18 protein-coding genes and 1 pseudogene are annotated in these 19,737 nt (G+C 52.0%); 18 read left to right on the top strand and 1 reads right to left on the bottom strand.

Annotated elements, in window-relative coordinates:
- The first annotated feature begins 172 nt into the window (after nt 1–172).
- The 14 genes and pseudogenes from acuI to HV318_RS11245 all read left to right on the top strand — a co-directional run bounded on the left by acuI (nt 173) and on the right by HV318_RS11245 (nt 12,385).
- A complete protein-coding gene (gene acuI / locus HV318_RS11185) occupies nt 173–1,147 on the top strand; it encodes an acrylyl-CoA reductase (NADPH) (protein ID WP_182272830.1) in 975 nt (324 codons plus the stop codon).
- 77 nt (nt 1,148–1,224) lie between these two features.
- Complete coding sequence (msrP, locus tag HV318_RS11190) at nt 1,225–2,226, top strand: protein-methionine-sulfoxide reductase catalytic subunit MsrP (protein WP_182272831.1); 1,002 nt, start codon at nt 1,225–1,227, stop codon at nt 2,224–2,226.
- Entirely contained in the window at nt 2,227–2,826 is a 600-nt protein-coding gene (gene msrQ, locus HV318_RS11195) for a protein-methionine-sulfoxide reductase heme-binding subunit MsrQ (RefSeq protein WP_182272832.1), read from the top strand.
- A 234-nt stretch (nt 2,827–3,060) separates the two neighbouring features.
- Nucleotides 3,061–3,513: a type II 3-dehydroquinate dehydratase gene (gene aroQ / locus HV318_RS11200; protein ID WP_025756653.1), complete on the top strand. Its 453-nt coding sequence runs from the start codon at nt 3,061–3,063 to the stop codon at nt 3,511–3,513.
- 21 nt (nt 3,514–3,534) lie between these two features.
- Complete coding sequence (accB, locus tag HV318_RS11205) at nt 3,535–3,996, top strand: acetyl-CoA carboxylase biotin carboxyl carrier protein (RefSeq protein WP_182272833.1); 462 nt, start codon at nt 3,535–3,537, stop codon at nt 3,994–3,996.
- 10 nt (nt 3,997–4,006) lie between these two features.
- The gene (accC, locus tag HV318_RS11210; protein ID WP_182272834.1) at nt 4,007–5,356 is read left to right on the top strand and encodes an acetyl-CoA carboxylase biotin carboxylase subunit; all 1,350 of its coding nucleotides are present in this window, start codon (nt 4,007–4,009) and stop codon (nt 5,354–5,356) included.
- Between the two features lie 108 nt (nt 5,357–5,464).
- Nucleotides 5,465–5,707 carry a YhdT family protein gene (locus tag HV318_RS11215; protein ID WP_182272835.1) on the top strand — a complete coding sequence of 81 codons (243 nt, stop codon included), beginning with the start codon at nt 5,465–5,467 and terminating at the stop codon, nt 5,705–5,707.
- Nucleotides 5,697–7,148 carry a sodium/pantothenate symporter gene (gene panF / locus HV318_RS11220; protein WP_182274581.1) on the top strand — a complete coding sequence of 484 codons (1,452 nt, stop codon included), beginning with the start codon at nt 5,697–5,699 and terminating at the stop codon, nt 7,146–7,148. Before HV318_RS11215 ends, panF begins: the two co-directional genes overlap by 11 nt.
- A gap of 11 nt (nt 7,149–7,159) precedes the next feature.
- Nucleotides 7,160–8,041: a 50S ribosomal protein L11 methyltransferase gene (gene prmA / locus HV318_RS11225; protein WP_182272836.1), complete on the top strand. Its 882-nt coding sequence runs from the start codon at nt 7,160–7,162 to the stop codon at nt 8,039–8,041.
- 5 nt (nt 8,042–8,046) lie between these two features.
- Nucleotides 8,047–8,202 (top strand): annotated as a pseudogene (locus HV318_RS24200) (carbonic anhydrase); the annotation flags it as partial.
- Nucleotides 8,203–8,532: 330 nt separating this feature from the next.
- The gene (dusB, locus tag HV318_RS11230; protein ID WP_182272837.1) at nt 8,533–9,498 is read left to right on the top strand and encodes a tRNA dihydrouridine synthase DusB; all 966 of its coding nucleotides are present in this window, start codon (nt 8,533–8,535) and stop codon (nt 9,496–9,498) included.
- 23 nt (nt 9,499–9,521) lie between these two features.
- The gene (gene fis / locus HV318_RS11235; protein WP_000462905.1) at nt 9,522–9,818 is read left to right on the top strand and encodes a DNA-binding transcriptional regulator Fis; all 297 of its coding nucleotides are present in this window, start codon (nt 9,522–9,524) and stop codon (nt 9,816–9,818) included.
- A 179-nt stretch (nt 9,819–9,997) separates the two neighbouring features.
- The gene (locus HV318_RS11240) at nt 9,998–10,162 is read left to right on the top strand and encodes a DUF2556 family protein (RefSeq protein ID WP_114978886.1); all 165 of its coding nucleotides are present in this window, start codon (nt 9,998–10,000) and stop codon (nt 10,160–10,162) included.
- A 141-nt stretch (nt 10,163–10,303) separates the two neighbouring features.
- A complete protein-coding gene (locus HV318_RS11245) occupies nt 10,304–12,385 on the top strand; it encodes a putative bifunctional diguanylate cyclase/phosphodiesterase (RefSeq protein ID WP_182272838.1) in 2,082 nt (693 codons plus the stop codon).
- On the opposite strand, the gene envR is transcribed toward HV318_RS11245, so the two are convergent.
- On the bottom strand, nt 12,301–13,020 hold the full coding sequence (gene envR / locus HV318_RS11250) for an acrEF/envCD operon transcriptional regulator (RefSeq protein ID WP_182272839.1): 720 nt from the start codon (nt 13,018–13,020) through the stop codon (nt 12,301–12,303). The genes HV318_RS11245 and envR overlap by 85 nt on opposite strands.
- 400 nt (nt 13,021–13,420) lie before the next feature.
- On the opposite strand from envR, the gene HV318_RS11255 reads away from it, so the two are divergent.
- The 4 genes from HV318_RS11255 to HV318_RS11270 all read left to right on the top strand — a co-directional run bounded on the left by HV318_RS11255 (nt 13,421) and on the right by HV318_RS11270 (nt 19,713).
- Nucleotides 13,421–14,560 carry an efflux RND transporter periplasmic adaptor subunit gene (locus HV318_RS11255; RefSeq protein WP_182272840.1) on the top strand — a complete coding sequence of 380 codons (1,140 nt, stop codon included), beginning with the start codon at nt 13,421–13,423 and terminating at the stop codon, nt 14,558–14,560.
- A gap of 11 nt (nt 14,561–14,571) precedes the next feature.
- The gene (locus tag HV318_RS11260; protein ID WP_182272841.1) at nt 14,572–17,685 is read left to right on the top strand and encodes an efflux RND transporter permease subunit; all 3,114 of its coding nucleotides are present in this window, start codon (nt 14,572–14,574) and stop codon (nt 17,683–17,685) included.
- Between the two features lie 293 nt (nt 17,686–17,978).
- Complete coding sequence (locus HV318_RS11265) at nt 17,979–18,200, top strand: lipoprotein (RefSeq protein ID WP_008502867.1); 222 nt, start codon at nt 17,979–17,981, stop codon at nt 18,198–18,200.
- A gap of 487 nt (nt 18,201–18,687) precedes the next feature.
- Nucleotides 18,688–19,713 (top strand): amino acid ABC transporter substrate-binding protein, encoded by a 1,026-nt coding sequence (locus HV318_RS11270; RefSeq protein ID WP_182272842.1) that lies wholly within the window; start codon nt 18,688–18,690, stop codon nt 19,711–19,713.
- The last annotated feature ends 24 nt before the right edge of the window (nt 19,714–19,737 follow it).

The raw sequence follows: 19,737 nt of genomic DNA on the forward strand, positions 1-19,737 counted from the left end.
TACTCCGTGGGTTGATGTGGTAGCGAGTAAGTACTAACTTGCATTTCAGATGCGACATACTATCAAACCAAATGTATCTGGCAATTTATTGCGTTACATCGGCATTGCATTTCAATGAGCGAGTATAGTCTCAGAAATTATTTTCCTGTCACCATAGTAACGAGGATCCTGTATGCAGGCTTTGATCTTAGAACAACAGGACGGCAAAACCCTTGCCTCGGTGCAAACCGTTGAGGAGAGCCGCCTGCCGGAAGGTGAAGTAACCGTCGACATCGACTGGTCCAGTCTGAACTATAAAGATGCCCTGGCCATCACAGGCAAAGGTAAAATCATCCGCAATTTCCCGATGGTGCCAGGCATCGATTTTGCGGGCCGCGTGCATACAAGCGAAGATCCCCGCTTCCATGCAGGACAACAGGTGCTGCTCACCGGTTGGGGCGTAGGCGAGAATCACTGGGGTGGTCTGGCAACGCAGGCGCGTGTTAAGGGCGACTGGCTGGTGCCGATGCCGAAAGGTCTGGATGGCCGCAAAGCGATGATCATCGGCACTGCAGGCTTTACCGCCATGTTGTGCGTGATGGCGCTGGAAGATGCCGGTATCCGTCCTGAGTCCGGTGAGATTGTGGTGACCGGTGCCAGCGGGGGGGTCGGCAGCACTGCGGTAGCGCTGCTGCATAAACTTGGGTATCAGGTTGCTGCGGTATCTGGCCGCGAAAGCACGCATGACTATCTGCGTCAGCTCGGTGCAAGCCGCATCCTCGGCCGCGAAGAGTTTGCCGAAACCCGTCCGCTGGAGAAACAGATCTGGGCAGGTGCGGTAGATACCGTTGGCGATAAAGTCCTTGCGAAGGTGCTGGCGCAGATGAACTATGGCGGTTGCGTAGCGGCCTGCGGTCTGGCGGGAGGATTTGCCCTGCCAACGACAGTGATGCCATTTATTCTGCGTAATGTGCGTCTGCAGGGGGTGGACTCCGTCATGACGCCAGCGGTGCGCCGTGCAGAGTCCTGGGAGCGTCTGGTGCATGACCTGCCGGAATCGTTCTATGCCCAAAGTGCAACCGAAATCACCCTCAGCCAGGCTCCTGAGTATGCCAGTAAGATTATGGACAACCAGTTCCACGGTCGCGCGCTGGTGAAAATTGTCTAATCTTCAAATTTTCGTGACATATTCGCGATAAGCCCTCTCCTCCGTCATGCTTAGAAAAACGCATGACGGAGGATGCCATGAAAAACCGAAAACTGACGGAAGCCGACGTAACGGCGGAATCTGTCTTTATGTTACAGCGCCGCCAGATCCTGAAAATGCTTGGCATTAGCGCCACCGCCCTGACGCTTACCCCTGCAGCGCATGCCGACCTTCTCGACTGGTTTAAAGGCAACGATCGTCCGAAAGCCCCTTCCGGCGCGCCGCTCACCTTTACGAAACCCGCCCAGTGGCAAAACGCACTCACGCTGACGCCGGAAGACAAAGTCACCGGCTATAACAACTTCTACGAATTTGGCCTTGATAAGGCCGATCCTGCCGCCAACGCGGGGGGAATGAAAACCGATCCGTGGACGCTGAAAATTGATGGCGAAGTGGCAAAACCGCTGACGCTGGATCATCACGATCTCACCACCCGTTTTCCACTGGAAGAGCGTATTTACCGCATGCGCTGCGTGGAGGCATGGTCAATGGTCGTGCCCTGGGTAGGTTTCCCGCTGCATAAACTGTTGGCGCTGGTTGAACCCACCAGCAACGCGAAATATGTTTCCTTCCAGACGCGCTATGCCCCGGACGAGATGCCGGGACAAAAGGACAGGTTTATCGGGGGCGGGCTTGAGTATCCTTACGTAGAGGGATTACGTCTCGACGAAGCAATGCATCCCCTTACGCTGCTAACCGTGGGTGTTTACGGTAAAGCGCTCCCGCCGCAAAACGGCGCACCCATCCGCTTAACCGTGCCGTGGAAATATGGCTTTAAAGGGATCAAATCCATCGTCAGCATTAAGCTGACCCGCGAACGTCCACCGACCACCTGGAACCTGGCCGCGCCAGACGAATACGGCTTTTTCGCCAACGTCAACCCGCATGTGGATCACCCACGCTGGTCGCAGGCCACCGAGCGTTTTATCGGCTCGGGCGGCGCGCTGGATGTGACGCGTCAGCCCACGCTGCTGTTTAACGGCTATGCGGATGAAGTGGCCTCCCTCTATCGTGGACTGAATTTACGGGAGAACTTCTAAGTGCGTTTAACCGCAAAGCAGATAACCTGGCTGAAAGTCATCTTACATTTAGCAGGATTGCTTCCTTTTATCTGGCTATTCTGGGCCACCAGCCACGGCCTCTTTAGTGCTGACCCGGCAAAAGATATTCAGCACTTCACCGGTAGGATGGCTCTGAAATTTTTACTGGCAACCTTGCTGGTATCACCGCTAGCGCGCTACGCTAAGCAGCCATTATTGATACGAACCCGTCGGCTTTTGGGGCTATGGTGCTTTGCCTGGGCCACGCTGCATCTGACCAGTTACGCGCTGCTGGAGTTAGGGATTAACAACCTGGCACTGCTGGGTCGCGAACTGGTGACGCGTCCTTATCTGACGTTAGGTATCGTCAGCTGGCTGGTTTTACTGGCATTAGCGCTGACATCAACACAGTTTGCGCAGCGAAAACTGGGCAGGCGCTGGCAACTGCTGCACAACTTCGTCTATCTTGTCGCGATCCTCGCCCCCATCCATTACCTGTGGTCGGTGAAGATCCTCTCCCCGCAGCCGATCCTCTATGCGCTGCTGGCTCTGGCGCTTTTAGCGTGGCGTTATAAGAAGTTCCGCCAGTGGTTGCGATAGTTCGCGAAACTGTGCGTTTTCCCGCAGATTGCTTATCAACCGCGAATCTTTTTCGGATAGCGGTTGATAATCTTCCCTGATAAGACCAGTATTTAGCTGCCAAATGCTACGAAATCGTTATAATGTGCGACTTCGGTTTTCCGAACGGGGGTTTTAGGCCTCTGAAAAGATGACAATCGTGCTTTGAAGGTATATTTTGTTTTTTACCGGAAAATCACAGGAGATAGCGGCATAATGGCTGATAAATTCCAGATCTTAGTTTTGAACGGACCGAACCTGAACATGCTCGGTACCCGTGAGCCAGAGAAGTATGGCACGCTGACATTGAGTGAAATTGTTAACCGTCTTGGCACGGAAGCAGCCTCACTGAATGTAGATTTGGACCATTTTCAGTCAAACGCGGAGTACGCACTCATCGACCGTATTCATCAGGCTAAAGACAACGTGGACTATATCCTGATCAATCCGGCCGCGTTTACGCACACCAGTGTTGCTATTCGCGACGCACTGCTCGCGGTAAGTATCCCGTTTATCGAGATCCACCTGAGTAACGTGCACGCCCGAGAGCCGTTCCGCCATCATTCCTACCTTTCGGATATCGCCGCTGGCGTTATCTGCGGGCTGGGCGCTGACGGTTATTCATACGCTTTACAGACAGCGGTAAAACGTTTGTCACAATCACACTAAACAAGAGTACGGAACCCACTCATGGATATTCGTAAGATTAAAAAACTGATCGAGCTGGTTGAAGAATCAGGTATCTCCGAACTGGAAATTTCTGAAGGCGAAGAGTCTGTACGCATCAGCCGTGCAGCGCCAGCCGTTAGCTTCCCGGTAATGCAGCAAGCTTACGCTGCGCCAGTGCAGCAGCCTATGCTCTCCGCAGCCGTTGCGCCAGCAGCAGAAGCCGCGCCTGCAGCCGCTGCAGAAATCAGTGGTCACATCGTACGTTCCCCAATGGTTGGTACTTTCTACCGCACCCCAAGCCCGGACGCGAAAGCGTTCATCGAAGTGGGTCAGAAAGTCAATGTAGGCGATACCCTGTGCATCGTTGAAGCCATGAAAATGATGAACCAGATCGAAGCAGACAAATCAGGTACTGTGAAAGCGATTCTGGTCGAAAGTGGTCAGCCGGTAGAATTTGACGAGCCGCTGGTCGTCATCGAGTAACGAGGCGAACATGCTGGATAAAATTGTTATCGCCAACCGCGGCGAGATCGCACTGCGTATTCTTCGTGCCTGCAAAGAGCTGGGTATTAAGACTGTCGCTGTGCACTCAAGCGCGGATCGCGATTTAAAACACGTATTGCTCGCGGATGAGACGGTCTGTATTGGCCCGGCTCCGTCCGTAAAAAGCTATCTGAATATCCCGGCTATCATCAGCGCCGCTGAAATCACTGGCGCGGTGGCAATCCATCCGGGTTATGGCTTCCTCTCTGAGAACGCCAACTTTGCTGAGCAGGTTGAACGCTCAGGCTTCATCTTCATCGGCCCGAAAGCTGACACTATCCGCCTGATGGGCGACAAAGTGTCTGCAATCACCGCCATGAAGAAAGCCGGTGTACCAACCGTACCCGGCTCTGACGGCCCTCTGACCGACGATATGGATGCTAACCGTGCTCATGCTAAACGCATTGGCTACCCGGTTATCATCAAAGCGTCTGGCGGTGGCGGCGGTCGCGGTATGCGCGTTGTGCGCAGCGATGCTGAACTGGCTCAGTCCATCTCCATGACCAAAGCTGAAGCGAAAGCTGCTTTCAGCAATGACATGGTGTACATGGAAAAATACCTGGAAAACCCACGCCACATCGAAATTCAGGTGCTGGCTGACGGTCAGGGTAACGCTATCTATCTGGCAGAACGTGACTGCTCCATGCAGCGTCGTCACCAGAAAGTGGTCGAAGAAGCACCAGCACCGGGCATTACCCCGGAACTGCGTCGCTACATCGGCGAGCGTTGCTCCAAAGCGTGTGTCGATATCGGCTATCGCGGCGCGGGTACCTTTGAGTTCCTGTTCGAAAACGGCGAGTTCTACTTCATTGAGATGAACACCCGTATTCAGGTTGAACACCCGGTTACCGAAATGATCACCGGCGTTGACCTGATCAAGGAACAGCTGCGTATTGCAGCGGGTCAGCCTCTGTCCATCAAACAGGAAGAAGTTGTGGTTAAAGGCCATGCGGTAGAATGCCGTATCAACGCCGAAGACCCGAATACCTTCCTGCCAAGCCCGGGGAAAATCACGCGTTTCCACGCGCCGGGTGGCTTTGGTGTACGTTGGGAGTCTCATATCTACGCCGGTTACACCGTACCGCCGTACTATGACTCAATGATCGGTAAACTTATCTGCTACGGCGAAAACCGTGATGTGGCAATTGCCCGCATGAAGAACGCCCTGCAGGAGTTGATCATCGACGGTATCAAAACCAATATTGACCTGCAGATGCGCATCATGAGCGATGAGCACTTCCAGAATGGTGGGACTAACATCCACTATCTTGAGAAGAAACTCGGTATGTACGAGAAGTAAGACTGCTGCAACGCTAAAAGGCCGGATTATCCGGCCTTTTTTATTTCTGGGGATTGCAAAGCCCCATCATGTACAATCCCCGCTTTCTTCATCCACAAGGGACAAAAAATGGACAAGCGTTTTGTTCAGGCCCATAAAGAAGCGCGCTGGGCGCTGTGGCTGACCCTTCTCTATCTTGCCGCTTGGTTAGTAACTGCTTACTTACCAGATTCAGCTGTTGGTATTACCGGCCTACCGCACTGGTTTGAAATGGCGTGTCTGCTGGTACCGTTGATTTTTGTTCTGCTCAGCTGGCTGATGGTGCGCTTTATCTTCCGTGATTTTTCGCTGGAGGATAATGATGCAAACTGAAATCATCACCGTGCTGGTTATCTATTTAATTGTGGTGATTGGTCTCTCTTTCTACGCCATGCGCAAGCGCAGCACCGGGTCGTTCCTGAGCGAATATTTCCTCGGCAGCCGTTCGATGGGCGGATTCGTGCTGGCCATGACGCTGACCGCCACCTATGTGAGCGCCAGTTCGTTTATCGGTGGGCCGGGTGCCGCTTACAAGTACGGGCTGGGCTGGGTATTGTTGGCGATGATTCAGGTACCGACCATCTGGCTGTCGCTGGGGATTCTGGGCAAAAAATTTGCCATTCTCGCCCGTCGCTACAACGCCATTACGCTTAACGACATGCTGCAGGCACGTTACCAGAGCCGTGCAGTGGTCTGGATTGCCAGTATCAGCCTGATTGTCGCCTTTGTGGGTGCAATTGCCGTCCAGTTCATCGGTGGTGCGCGTTTACTGGAAACCGCCGCCGGAATTAAGTACGAAACCGGGTTGCTCATCTTCGGGATCACCATCGCGCTGTATACCGCGTTTGGCGGCTTCCGCGCCAGCGTGCTAAACGACACGATGCAAGGCATGGTCATGCTGATTGGTACCCTGGTACTGCTGGTTGGGGTGATCTATGCGGCAGGCGGTTTACACAATGCAGTACAAACGCTTGAGCAGATTGACCCTAAACTGGTGAGCCCACACGGTGCTGACGATATTCTGACGCCTGCCTTTATGACATCCTTCTGGGTTCTGGTCTGCTTCGGTGTCATTGGCCTGCCGCACACAGCCGTACGCTGTATCTCCTATAAAGACAGCAAAGCCGTTCATCGTGGCATTGTGATTGGTACCATTGTCGTGGCATTGCTGATGCTGGGGATGCATCTGGCTGGCGCGCTGGGACGTGCTGTATTACCGCACCTGAGCGTGCCGGATCAGGTGATCCCAACGCTGATGGTCGAGGTTCTTCCACCGTGGGCCGCCGGGCTGTTCCTCGCCGCGCCAATGGCGGCAATCATGTCCAATGTGAACGCACATCTGTTGCAGGCTTCAGCCACAATTATCAAAGATCTGTGGCTCAGCGCGCGTCCGGCTAAAATGCATAATGAGCATAAGCTGAAACGCATCTCCACCTGGACAACGTTAGTGCTCGGCATCCTGATGATGTTAGCCGCATGGCGTCCGCCAGAGATGATTATCTGGCTGAACCTGCTGGCCTTCGGCGGGCTGGAAGCTGTCTTCCTCTGGCCACTGGTGCTTGGCCTCTACTGGGAGCGCGCAAATGCTGCCGGAGCGCTGAGCGGAATGATTGTCGGCGGCGTGCTCTATGCCGCCCTCGCAACGTTTAAAATTCAGTATCTGGGCTTCCATCCCATTGTGCCTGCGTTACTGTTAAGTTTACTGGCGTTTGTGGTGGGGAACCGTTTCGGTCAACCCGTCCCACAGCCCGCTATGATTTCTACTGATAAATAAAGAGTTTTGCCATGCCGTGGATCCAACTAAAACTGAATACAACCGGTGCTAACGCCGAAGAGCTGAGCGATGCGCTGATGGAGGCCGGTTCGGTCTCTATCACCTTCCAGGACACGCATGATACGCCAGTCTTTGAGCCGCTGCCGGGCGAGACGCGCCTGTGGGGCGATACCGACGTTATTGGCCTGTTCGATGCAGAAACCGATATGAAAGAGGTTGTCGCCATTCTGGAAAACCACCCGCTGCTGGGCGTGGGCTTCGTGCATAAAATTGAGCAACTGGAAGACAAAGACTGGGAACGCGAGTGGATGGATAACTTCCACCCGATGCAGTTCGGCAAGCGCCTGTGGATCTGTCCGAGCTGGCGTGAAGTTCCCGATGCCAGTGCGGTCAACGTGATGCTTGATCCAGGTCTGGCATTTGGTACCGGCACTCACCCAACAACGTCCCTGTGCCTGCAGTGGCTGGATGGCCTGGATCTGGACGGCAAGACGGTGATCGACTTCGGCTGTGGATCCGGGATCCTCGCCATTGCGGCACTGAAACTGGGTGCGGCGAAAGCCATCGGGATCGATATCGATCCGCAGGCAATTCAGGCCAGCCGCGATAACGCAGAGCGTAATGGTGTATCCGACCGTCTGGAACTCTATCTGCCGGACGCACAGCCAGAGGCCATGAAAGCCGATGTCGTGGTCGCTAACATTCTGGCAGGCCCATTGCGTGAACTGGCACCGTTAATCAGCGTGCTGCCCGTTGAAGGCGGTCTGCTGGGGCTTTCTGGTATCCTGGCAAGCCAGGCAGACAGCGTTTGCGAAGCCTATGCCGATCTGTTCGCGCTCGACCCGGTGGTTGAGAAAGAAGAGTGGTGCCGTATTACTGGTCGTAAAAAATAATCTTCTTCTGGCGTGGTCATCTGACCACGCCCACCTCTGCCTGTATATTTCCCCCGCTCCTGACCCTCTCTGCGGAGCAACTGGCGAAATTCACCCATACGATGCAGCATGACAACAACCGCCCGGTGCAGCCGCTTCATGGCCGCGTCATTGTTGAATAACGTACATTTTTCGCACTGAGATCATGTTCTAAAATGCGATGCAGATCGCAAAGATGCGGGATAATCTGCTGCTAAAAACAGCAGATTATCCCGATCAAGTGATTCATTTATTCAGAAATGATGAGAAGTTACGGGAAATTGTAAGCGACCATAAAATAACCTAATCAACATAACATAATGATTTAAATAATGAATAATTCTCACCAGAACGGCTGAGCGGCGGTTCCTTGATCTACAACAGAGGATTGTTCAAAGTTTGGCCTTTCATCTCGTGCAAAAAATGCGTAATATACGCCGCCTTGCAGTCACAGTATGGTCATTTCTTAACTCATGCGCATCGGACACCACCAGCTCAGAAATCGCCTGATCGCAGCCCCTATGGCAGGTATTACCGACCGGCCGTTCAGGACGCTGTGCTATGAGATGGGAGCAGGTTTAACCGTATCCGAGATGATGTCGTCTAACCCGCAGGTGTGGGAAAGCGATAAGTCCCGCCTTCGGATGGTGCACATTGATGAACCCGGTATTCGCACCGTGCAAATTGCCGGAAGCGTACCTGAAGAAATGGCAGATGCCGCGCGTATCAACGTGGAAAGTGGTGCCCAGATTATTGATATCAATATGGGTTGCCCGGCCAAGAAAGTGAATCGCAAGCTTGCAGGTTCAGCCCTTCTGCAATACCCCGACCAGGTGAAGTCAATCCTGACGGCGGTTGTCAGCGCAGTGGACGTCCCTGTTACGTTGAAGATTCGCACGGGTTGGTCGCCGGAACACCGTAACTGTGTAGATATTGCCCAACTGGCCGAAGACTGTGGCATTCAGGCCCTGACCATTCATGGACGCACCCGCGCCTGTTTGTTCAATGGTGACGCTGAATACGACAGCATTCGGGCAGTTAAGCAGAAAGTTTCCATTCCGATTATCGCGAATGGTGACATTACTGACCCGCTTAAAGCCAGAGCTGTGCTCGACTATACGGGAGCTGATGCTCTGATGATAGGACGTGCCGCTCAGGGAAGACCCTGGATCTTTCGGGAAATCCAGCATTATCTGGACACTGGGGAGCTGCTTGCTCCACTGCCGCTGGCAGAGGTTAAGCGCTTGCTTTGTTCGCATGTTCGGGAATTGCATGACTTTTATGGTCAGGCAAAAGGGTACCGAATTGCGCGTAAACACGTCTCCTGGTATCTCCAGGAGCACGCTCCAGATGACCAGTTTCGGCGCACATTCAACGCCATAGAGGATGCCAGCGAACAGCTGGAGGCGTTGGAGGCATACTTCGAAAATCTTGCGTAATGAAATAAAGAGCTGACAGAACTATGTTCGAACAACGCGTAAATTCTGACGTACTGACCGTTTCCACCGTTAACTCTCAGGATCAGGTAACTCAAAAGCCCCTGCGTGACTCGGTTAAACAGGCACTGAAGAACTATTTTGCTCAACTGAATGGTCAGGATGTTAATGACCTGTATGAGCTGGTACTGGCTGAAGTTGAACAGCCACTGTTGGACATGGTGATGCAATACACCCGCGGTAACCAAACCCGCGCTGCGCTGATGATGGGTATCAACCGTGGTACTCTGCGTAAGAAACTGAAAAAATACGGCATGAACTAATTTCGATTAGCTAATTGCTTGTTTAAAAAGGCGCTCTTCGGCATGGGGAAGCGCCTTTTTTATTGCCCGCATTCACGACCGTCAACGCTTTGTAAACCTTCTCTTTTCTCGCTTTTAAACCGCCGCGTTTCGTGTATATTTCCACCACCTTACAGGTTCTCTTCTCCCGGAATGACACAATGATTCGTAAATACTGGTGGCTCGTGGTCTTTGCTATCTCCGTTTTCATTTTCGATGCGTTGCTGATGCAATGGATTGAACTGATGAGCACCGAAACCGATAAGTGTCGTAATATGAATTCCGTGAATCCACTCAAACTCGTCAACTGTTCTGAGCTCGACTAACCTCCTGACATCACCTATAACTTTGTTATCACACATAAAATTAAGGGCTTTAAATCACTTTTAGTCGTTATCTGACGGTGATAATGTCTCAGCCCTTCCGAACCACTCTAGCGTAACGCCTCTCAACGAGTAGAACAGACCATGCTGGTTAGCCAATACAACCAATTCCTCGTCTTCACCTCCTTTGTTGTCGCTATCCTTGCTGCCTATACCGCGCTAAATATGGCCGCGCGCGTCGCCGGAAGCCAGGGAGCCGCAGCCCGTATCTGGCTGGCCGGTGGCGGTATTGCAATGGGCATTGGCGTATGGGCTATGCACTTTATTGGCATGCTGGCGATGGATCTCTCCATGAGCATGAGTTACAACGCCACGTTGACGGTGCTCTCGATGGTCATCGCCATTGGCTCGTCAATGTTTGCGCTGTGGCTCGTCAGTTGCGAGAAGTTACGTTTGCGCCGCCTGTTGCCCGGCGCGCTAGTGATGGGCGCAGGTATTGTCGCCATGCATTACACCGGCATGGCAGCGCTGGAGATCACTCCCGGTATTATCTGGGATAAAACATGGGTGGCCATTTCGGTCGTCATCGCGCTTGCCGCTTCACTCGCCGCATTGTGGCTGACCTTCCGCCTGCGTCACGAAGCCGCACAGGTTGCCCTGATGCGCCTGGGGGCCGCCATCACGATGGGGATTGCCATCGCCGGTATGCACTATGCCGGTATGAAAGCCGCACAGTTTCCGATGTCGACGATGGCACACCACCACGGGATTAACGGCAGCTGGCTGGCGGTTCTGGTGAGCGTGGTTGCGCTCTCCATTCTGGGGATCACATTACTCGTATCCATGCTGGACGCCCGCCTTCAGGCGCGCACCTCTTTGCTGGCCTCTTCCCTTGCAGAAGCTAACCGGGAACTGGCCCAGTTGGCGCTGCACGACACGCTGACGCGTCTGCCTAATCGCATCCTGCTGGAAGACCGTCTCGATCAGGCCATCAGCAAAGCGGACCGCGAAGGGATACATTTTGCCTTGATGTTCATGGATCTCGACGGTTTCAAAGCCATCAATGATGCCTATGGCCATGATGTCGGCGATAAGCTGCTGGTCGCCGTTACGCAGCGTTTGCTGCTCCCCCTGAAAGGCCAGTTCACTCTGGCACGTATCGGGGGTGATGAGTTTGTCCTGCTGACCGAGGCGGAAGGCCCGGATGATGCGGCGTCTCTGGGAAGTTCACTGGTTCGTGCCATTGATAACCCGTTTAATCTGGATCCTTATGAACTGGTGGTAACCCTCAGCATTGGTATTGCACTTTACCCTCACGACGGCAAAACCGATCGTGAACTGATGTTTAACGCGGATGCGGCGATGTACCACACGAAGCATATGGGCCGTAACGGTTATCACTTTTTCCAGCCCTCCATGAACACCCTGGCGCAGTCCCATCTCCAGCTGATGAACGATCTGTGGCTGGCCGTCGAGCGTGCTGAGTTACGCCTGCTCTACCAGCCCAAATTCCATGCCCCGGCAGGACCAATCCTCGGTTTTGAGGCGCTGCTGCGCTGGCAACACCCAAAGCAGGGGTTACTGACGCCAGAGCTGTTCCTGCCGCTGGCAGAAAAAACAGGCCTGATCATTCCTATTGGCAACTGGGTGATCAACGAAGCTTGTCGTCAGCTGCGTGAATGGCACCTTCAGGGGCATCAGAGCTGGTCGATGGCCGTGAATCTGTCGACACTGCAGTTTGAACAACCTTCGCTGGTTAAGACGGTTCTCGGCTGCCTGGCGCGTCACAACGTGCCGCCGGAAATGCTGATCCTTGAAGTCACTGAAACAACGGCAATGAGCAACCCGGAGGAGAGCGTTCGGGTGCTGACAGAGCTAACAGATGCGGGCGTGAAAGCGTCGATTGATGACTTTGGTACAGGGTATTCGAGCCTGTTGTATCTCAAACGCTTACCTGCCTGTGAGTTGAAAATCGATCGTGCTTTTGTGAAAGAGTTAAGTGGCGAAAGCGATGATGCGACAATTGTTTCGGCAATAGTCGCTCTGGCAAAAACGCTGAACCTGAAAGTCGTGGCTGAAGGTGTGGAAACTGAAGAGCAGCAAACGTTTTTGACGGAGCTGGGCTGTAACACCCTTCAGGGCTATCTGTTAGGTAAACCGGTTAGTGCGCTGGATATTGAAGCACTTTGCGAGCACGGAGAAATGTTACCTGACGCTGAACCGTAAATATCATCATAAGGCGGTACTCGCGTAACATGCAGTGTCGCCAGAATGTTATCAACCAGCGCAGGAGCTTGTTGATAAAGATTAAAACTGTCTTTATTCATTAACCAGTTTTTAATTATTCCGCTAAAAAAACCATGAAAAACGATCAACGTCAGTTCAACATTCACCTGTGGTGAAATGAGTTTCTGCGAAATGCATTTTTCCAGCGAAACACGCAGAGATTCATAGTTAAAGCCAATACGTCTTCTGATTTCACACTCTGAAATCATATCGCTATTAAATTCACATTTATGATACAGGATCTGTAAAAGTGCACACTGGCGGGGTTCATGCGCAATATATTGCAATGCAGTGATGAATTTTTCACGAATGACTAACAACGGATCATCATTTTCGGAAAGAGATAACCGGTCGTGAATAATTTCACGAAACGGTAATTGCTGCTCCCAGATAGCATTAAATATTTCTGATTTACTGGTGAAATGCCAGTAAACCGCCCCGCGTGTAACCTTTGCAGCATCAGCGATATCCGTCAGCGTCGTGTTGGCTACACCACGCGTGGCAAACTGCGTGATAGCCGCTTCAAGCAGTTGCTGTCGGGTTTTTTGAGCCTCTTCTTTCTTTTTACGTGCCATAGACCTCTACTCATTACTCACATGGTTGATGCATTGTTTGAAAATACAGGCTGGGTTTTGTAAGCAAAAGTATTCCCTAAAATTCATTTTAGTTTTGCACAAAAAAAGTCAATTCAATGAATTTATAATTTATATGAATGTATAACGACAATTAAATTCACAATGCAGATGCATTAAACTCTTAAAATCTCATTTATCCGATAAACTTATCAGAAACATACTGTTGAATTTACCGGGTCCGATTCTGATTTTTGTATCGCCGCCCATTTATTCGCACTTATAAATTAAAAAACACTAAATACCCTCATTATTATATACAGCTACATTTTGTTTTGTCTCCCCTGCCCCGATCGCCGATCCACGAACGAATATCGGTTAATGGGTATTTAAAGGAACAGTAATGACGAATCACTTCAGACTCTTACCTTTATCCGGTTTTATTGTCTGCGCCGCACTGCTCACCGGATGTGATGGGCAGGAAAACCAGCCACAACATCCGCAAGCGCCTCAGGTCAGCGTTCATATTGTGAAAAGCGCACCACTGGCAGTGACAACTGAACTTCCTGGCAGAACGGACGCTTTCCGCGTCGCGGAGGTTCGTCCCCAGGTTAACGGCATCATCCTGCGTCGCAACTTTACGGAAGGTAGCGATGTGCAAGCGGGCGACTCGCTTTATCAGATTGATCCCGCAACGTATCAGGCGGCGTATGACAACGCCAAAGGGGAGCTGGTAAAAGCACAGGCGGCAGCGAATATTGCCCACCTGACGGTGAAACGTTATCTCCCGCTGGTCGGCACGCAGTACGTGAGTAAACAGGAGTACGACCAGGCGGTGGCGACGGCTCAACAAGCTGATGCCAGCGTTGTGGCCGCACAGGCAGGCGTCGAAAGTGCGCGTATCAATCTTGCCTACACCAAAGTCACGTCCCCTATCAATGGCCGTATCGGTAAATCCAGCGTGACTGAGGGGGCGCTCGTCACCAACGGGCAGGCGACCGCACTGGCAACGGTACAACAGCTTGATCCGATTTATGTCGACGTCACACAGTCCAGCAATGATTTTATGCAACTCAAGCAGACGAGTCTGCAAAAAGGGGATACCACCAGCAGCGTCGAATTGCTGATGGAAAACGGTCAACCTTATCCGCTGAAAGGTACGTTGCAGTTCTCAGATGTCACGGTCGATGAAAGTACCGGCTCGATTACCCTGCGCGCCATTTTCCCAAATCCTCAACACCTGCTGTTACCGGGCATGTTTGTCCGCGCGCGCATTGATGAAGGTACGCAGCCGGATGCCATTCTGATTCCACAGCAAGGGGTGACACGTACACCACGTGGTGACGCAACCGTACTGGTTGTTAACGATAAAAACCAGGTTGAGTCACGTACGGTCGTTGCCCCACAGGCGATTGGCGATCGCTGGCTGGTGACGGAAGGGCTGAAAAACGGTGATCGTGTTATTGTCAGCGGCTTACAAAAAGCCAGACCAGGCACCACCGTCGTCGCCACACCCGACACCGCTGATAATCCTGCCAGTTAAGGGACGACAACATGGCTAATTTCTTTATACAAAGGCCGGTTTTCGCCTGGGTACTCGCCATCATTCTGATGATTGCGGGCGGGCTGGCTATTCTCAAACTTCCTGTTGCACAGTATCCAACCATTGCACCACCCGCCGTTGCCATAACAGCAACCTACCCGGGTGCTGACGCCCAGACGGTGCAGGATACCGTGACCCAGGTTATCGAACAGAACATGAACGGTATCGATAACCTGATGTACATGTCCTCCACCAGCGATTCCGCAGGTAGCGTCACTATCACGCTAACCTTCGAGTCAGGAACAGACCCGGACATTGCGCAGGTTCAGGTTCAGAACAAACTTCAGCTCGCCATGCCGTTGCTGCCGCAAGACGTACAGCAACAAGGGATTGGCGTCGAGAAGTCCAGTAGCAGCTTCCTGCTGGTTGCTGGCTTTGTTTCAGACAATAAAAATCTCACCCAGGATGATATCTCTGACTATGTCGCTTCTAACGTCAAAGATGCGATTAGTCGAACCACGGGGGTAGGTGATGTTCAGCTGTTTGGTGCCCAGTACGCGATGCGCATCTGGCTCGACAGCAATGCGATGAATAAATACCAGCTGACGCCGCTGGATGTTATCAACCAGTTGAAAACACAGAATGACCAGATTGCAGCGGGCCAGTTAGGCGGAACCCCGTCTGTTCCGGGCCAGCAACTGAACGCCTCCATCATTGCGCAAACCCGCCTTAAATCACCGGAAGAGTTTGGCCGCGTGACGCTGAAGGTGAACCAGGACGGTTCTATGGTTCATCTGAAGGATGTGGCGCGCATTGAACTGGGTGGCGAGAACTACAATATGGTCACCAGGATCAACGGACAGGCGGCAACCGGTCTGGGGATTAAGCTCGCAACCGGTGCAAACGCACTGGATACAGCTGCAGCCATCAAAAGCAAACTGGCACAACTGCAACAGTTCTTCCCGCAAGGGCTAAAGGTGGTCTACCCTTATGACACCACGCCTTTTGTGAAAATCTCTATCCATGAAGTGGTGAAGACACTGTTTGAGGCGATTATTCTCGTCTTCCTGGTCATGTATCTGTTCCTGCAAAACCTGCGGGCGACGCTCATCCCCACGATCGCGGTTCCGGTCGTCCTGCTGGGTACCTTCGCGGTTCTGGCGGCGTTCGGGTTCTCCATCAACACCCTGACGATGTTTGGGATGGTGCTGGCGATAGGTCTGTTGGTCGATGACGCCATTGTGGTGGTCGAGAACGTCGAACGTGTCATGGTTGAGGACAAGCTGCCGCCAAAAGAGGCAACGCAGAAGTCGATGGAGCAGATCCAGGGCGCACTGGTGGGCATTGCAATGGTGCTCTCGGCAGTCTTTATTCCAATGGCCTTTTTTGGCGGATCGACGGGGGCCATCTATCGTCAGTTCTCGCTAACGATTGTTTCGGCAATGGCGCTGTCCGTGCTGGTCGCGCTGATCTTAACGCCAGCGCTATGTGCAACATTACTTAAACCCGTCTCCAGTGAACATCACGAGAAGAAAGGTGGCTTCTTTGGCTGGTTCAATGCGCTCTTTGATAAGAGTGTGGAACATTACAGCAACAGCGTGAGCGGTATTTTACGTAAGACCGGGCGCTATCTGGTGGTGTATGTGATCATCGTTGGCGGCATGGCGGTACTGTTCCTGCGCTTACCCACCTCATTCCTGCCTGAAGAGGATCAGGGGGTGTTTATGACGATGGTTCAGCTCCCCGCTGGCGCGACACAAACGCGAACTCAGCAAGTGCTCGATCAGGTTAATGATTATTACCTGAACAAAGAGAAGGCCAATGTTGAATCCGTCTTTACCGTTAACGGTTTTAGCTTTAGCGGCCAGGGTCAGAACTCCGGTATCGCCTTTGTGAGCCTGAAACCCTGGGAAGATCGGCCTGGTGCGGAAAATAGCGTTGAAGCGATCGTTAGCCGTGCAACGAAAGCATTCAGTCAGATAAAAGATGGCCTCGTATTTCCATTTAACCTGCCAGCAATCATCGAGCTTGGTACCGCAACGGGCTTCGACTTTGAGCTGATTGATCAGGCAAACCTGGGCCATACACAGCTAACTCAGGCACGTAATAAGCTGCTTGGCATGGTTAAAGAGCACCCAGACCTGCTGGTACGCGTACGTCCTAACGGACTGGAAGATACCCCTCAGTTCAAGCTGGATGTCGATCAAGAGAAAGCACAGGCGCTGGGCGTCAGTCTCTCTGACGTCAATCAGACGATCTCGACGGCCTTAGGGGGAACCTATGTAAATGACTTTATCGATCATGGACGCGTGAAGAAAGTTTACGTGCAGGCCGATGCTCATTTCCGCATGCTGCCAGGGGATATCAACAACCTCTATGTGCGCAGCGCAAATGGCGAGATGGTACCTTTCTCCGCCTTTAGCAGTTCTCACTGGGTGTACGGCTCACCTCGTCTGGAACGCTACAACGGGATGCCGTCTATGGAGATCCTCGGCGAATCCGCACCGGGTAAAAGTACCGGTGAAGCGATGGTCATGATGGAGAGCCTCGCAGCGAAACTGCCTTCCGGTATCGGCTATGACTGGACGGGAATGTCATATCAGGAACGGCTTTCAGGTAACCAGGCTCCTGCGCTGTACGCCATATCACTGATTGTGGTGTTCCTGTGCCTGGCTGCCCTTTATGAAAGCTGGTCCATTCCTTTCTCCGTCATGCTGGTTGTACCGCTGGGGGTCATTGGTGCGCTTCTGGCGGCGTCTCTGCGCGGGTTGAACAATGACGTTTACTTCCAGGTTGGCCTCCTGACAACGATTGGCTTATCGGCCAAAAATGCCATTTTGATCGTTGAGTTTGCCAAAGACCTGATGGAGAAAGAGGGTAAAGGCACTATTGAGGCAACGCTGGAAGCCTCAAGGATGCGTCTTCGCCCTATCCTGATGACTTCGCTTGCCTTTATTCTTGGCGTTTTGCCACTGGTGATTAGCCGTGGAGCCGGGAGTGGCGCACAAAATGCCGTCGGGACAGGGGTCATGGGAGGCATGCTTTCTGCAACGCTCCTGGCTATCTTCTTCGTACCTGTTTTCTTCGTTGTTGTCCGGCGACGGTTTACAGGCCATAAAGATTAATGAATACCTGAAAGGCACCCCCGGTGCCTTTTTTATTTTTAACTGAAACAGTGAATTAGGTGTCTTATAATCACAGCGTTATTTGCATTAAGTAAAAATGCCCCCCTTACAACACCCTACTTTCGCCATTAATCCATCCGGGTATATCACCTTTCTCCACGATTTTTACAATCAACATAATTTGAGATTATTCCCCATGCAACGTGGGCTTATCACAGTGGTAAAATAGCCTCCAGTTCGTTAATAGCCCTCCTGGCTTTATAGCGGATGAGAAATAATACTGAGGTAACATCATGAAAAGATTCATTTCCGTTGCACTACTCGCTGCGCTGCTTGCTGGGTGCGCGCACGACTCACCATGTGTGCCGGTATACGACGATCAGGGCCGACTGGTTCATACCAATACCTGTATGAAGGGTACGACCCAGGATAACTGGGAAACCGCGGGTGCTATCGCTGGTGGTGCTGCTGCAGTGGCTGGTTTGACGCTGGGTATCGTTGCCCTGACTAAGTAACCCCCAGGGGCATCACTCTTTGAAAGCGCGGCTCTGTCCGCGCTTTTTGCTTTTAAATAGTGCAGTATTTTCAGATAAGTAAAAAAATAGCCCCACCATTTCTCTACAGATTAATTTTAGCCTGAAGCCAGTCACATCTTTTTCGTGTATCTATTTAAATTTCATATTCCATCGTGATGATTTTCACATATTAATTACATTTAATACCCTGCCAATATTCACGCCAGCAACTATCTGATGTTTTTAGCTAACAGATAATCAAACTTTTGCTCTGATTTGTGGCGCAGGTTGTAATTTCGCACCGTTTCGGGGCATTCGATTTATTTAACCCTGTCTACACTCAGCATTATGCGTTCACTTGTCTCTTATTTTGTTGAGCGCAAAACCTGGCATTACGTTTGCTTTATAAACGTTGGCCAATGCCACAGACAGGTCAAAGCGTTTAAAACGCCTCTATAACGATAAATTTCGCCACACAGGATGCATTATGAAAAAGACGATGATAGCCAGCCTGGCCGCCGCGGGCGTGTTGTTTGCTGTAGCGGGTCAGGCCCATGCGGGTACGACACTGGACGCCGTGAAAAAGAAAGGGTTTGTACAATGCGGTATCAGTGACGGTTTGCCTGGCTTCTCTTATGCCGATGCGAACGGCAAATTTACGGGTATTGATGTTGATGTCTGCCGTGGCGTAGCCGCTGCCGTTTTCGGCGATGACAGCAAAGTCAAATATACCCCGCTGACGGCGAAAGAACGTTTCACGGCGCTTCAGTCTGGCGAAGTTGATATGCTCTCCCGTAATACCACCTGGACTTCCTCCCGTGACGCGGGAATGGGAATGTCATTTACTGGGGTCACCTATTACGACGGCATTGGTTTCCTTACCCATAATAAAGCGGGCCTGAAAAGCGCCAAAGAACTGGACGGTGCGACCGTTTGTATTCAGGCTGGTACCGATACCGAGCTTAATGTCGCTGATTATTTCAAAGCGAATAACATGAAGTACACCCCAGTGACCTTCGATCGTTCTGACGAATCAGCCAAAGCACTGGAGTCCGGTCGTTGCGATACGCTGGCATCCGATCAGTCGCAGCTGTATGCCTTGCGTATTAAGCTCAGCAACCCTGCGGAGTGGATTGTCCTGCCTGAAGTTATCTCCAAAGAGCCTCTTGGGCCGGTTGTCCGCCGTGGCGATGAAGACTGGTTCTCTATCGTTCGCTGGACATTGTTCGCCATGCTGAACGCAGAAGAGATGGGCATCAACTCGAAGAACGTTGATGAAAAAGCAGCCAACCCTTCCAACCCGGATATGGCACATTTGCTGGGTAAAGAGGGTGATTTCGGCAAAGACCTGAAGCTGGATAACAAGTGGGCCTACAACATCATCAAACAGGTTGGTAACTACTCTGAGATCTTTGAACGCAATGTGGGATCGGAAAGCCCGCTGAAGATCAAACGTGGCCAGAACAATCTCTGGAATAACGGCGGCATTCAGTACGCACCGCCAGTTCGTTAAGCATTTGCTGTAACGGGCACTGCG

The sequence above is a fragment of the Enterobacter sp. RHBSTW-00901 genome, assembly GCF_014103115.1.
GTDB classification, from domain to species: domain Bacteria; phylum Pseudomonadota; class Gammaproteobacteria; order Enterobacterales; family Enterobacteriaceae; genus Enterobacter; species Enterobacter cloacae_P.